The following is a 1,780-nucleotide window of genomic DNA, read 5'->3' as shown; positions in this document are numbered from 1 at the left end:
GGATAATTTTGAATATAATTTCCGTTTATGGTTTTTAACAAAATCTTCCTTATAAATTGTTCAACTTATAAATTATTCAAATAGAAGATTTTGTTCAAAATTTATTTTGCTTGTTAAAATTTTAATAATGTTATTTATAAATATACATTTATAAATAATACAAAAATATTATTCTCTATTGTTATCTTAAGACTGTTAAAACAGCTATAAAGGAACAAGAATTTTGTTAATTTTTTAACTTTTTTCTGTAACATAAACACTTAATTATTATACATTTATATCAATTTGTTATCAACTTTTTAAAGCAAAAAAACTTATTTATTAAGTAAAATCAATATTTTAAAAATATTTTTCCAATTCTTTTTTATTTCATTTTTTTAATATTTAATGTATTTCTAAACTTGTAAGCTTTTATAAACAATTTTCACATCAAACGTTTACCTTTTTAAACAGTAAATATAAAGAACAAAATCTGCAATTTAAATAAGCTAAGTAAGATTTTGCCTATATCCATGAATGTAATTTATATTTAAATTATTCATGCTTTAATAAAAAAATATAATTTCCTTATGGATTATAAAACTAACTATATTGTAATAATACCTTCTAAAACAATTCTAGCCTTGCCACCAACATTTACTACATAATTACTATCCTTTTCTATAATCTCACAATAAATTTGACTTGGTCTTTTTAATATTTCTCCTTGATATGCCGTTATACTATTACCTTTTAATAATTTGTTTTTCTTCAAATAATATAACAAAGCTCCATTAGATGTACCTGTAGCTGCTTCTTCGTTTATACCAACTGCTGGAGCAAAATTCCTACAAAACACTTCCTCTATGTTTTCACTACTATTTGCACTAAACACATGTATACCAATTATATCTTTCTCTATTGTATACTCTTTTAATTTGTCAAAATCTATTTTAAGATTGTTTAAAACATTTTTACTTCTGACTGGAATAATAATATCCTTTAAACCTGTAGAAATTATTTCTGGCTTTAAATCTAAATCTTTCAAACCTATTAAACTACTATCTATATTCATAAATTCACAAATACTATCAAAATTATCTATTATACCATAAGACTTCGGGCTTCCCTGTTGCATCATAACTTTTTGTACTTTTCCTTCATTAAAATATATTTCAACTGGTAATTTTCCTACTTTAGTTTTTTGTATTACTTTGATTACTCCATTTTCTTTCCCTTTAATATAACCTTTTTCAGCTAGAGTATAAAATACAGCTATTGTAGCATGTCCACACAAATCAACTTCACATTTGGGAGTAAAAAACCTAACCTCAAAATGACCTTTATCTCTAGGAATGACAAATGCTGTTTCTGAAAGGCTCATCTCAGCGGCTATTTTTTGCATCTGATCAATGCTTAACCCTTTTGAATCAGGTACAACACCAGCTGGATTACCACAAAAAGGCTTGTCCGCAAATGAATCGACCTGATATATTATTAAATCCATTTATATTACATCTCCTTCAGTTTAGTTAATAACCAATAGAATCAACAAGTATTAATCGATACTATCAGCTGATAGCTAATAACTACATTTAAGAGCTAATAATTTGGAATTGTTAATTGTCCATTATTAATTTTATATGAATTAACTAGCAACTATACTCATCTTATCATCTTTTTCTGATAACTGGCAACTTAACCAAAAGCATATTACCTTAATCAATTTTTTAGTGCCTATATTTAATATTGAACAAAATCTCCGATTTAAATAAATCAAGGTGGATTTTGTTGAAATCCA

At 25.1% G+C, this 1,780-nt stretch carries 1 protein-coding gene; it reads right to left on the bottom strand.

The window, feature by feature from the left end; translation table 11 throughout:
* Positions 1–586: 586 nt before the first annotated feature.
* Complete coding sequence (locus tag BFN48_RS12005; protein ID WP_069651123.1) at positions 587–1,486, bottom strand: PhzF family phenazine biosynthesis protein; 900 nt, start codon at positions 1,484–1,486, stop codon at positions 587–589.
* Positions 1,487–1,780: the final 294 nt, after the last annotated feature.

The organism is Caloranaerobacter ferrireducens (assembly GCF_001730685.1).
Lineage (GTDB): Bacteria > Bacillota > Clostridia > Tissierellales > Thermohalobacteraceae > Caloranaerobacter > Caloranaerobacter ferrireducens.
This window is presented reverse-complemented; position numbering and strand designations above follow the sequence as displayed.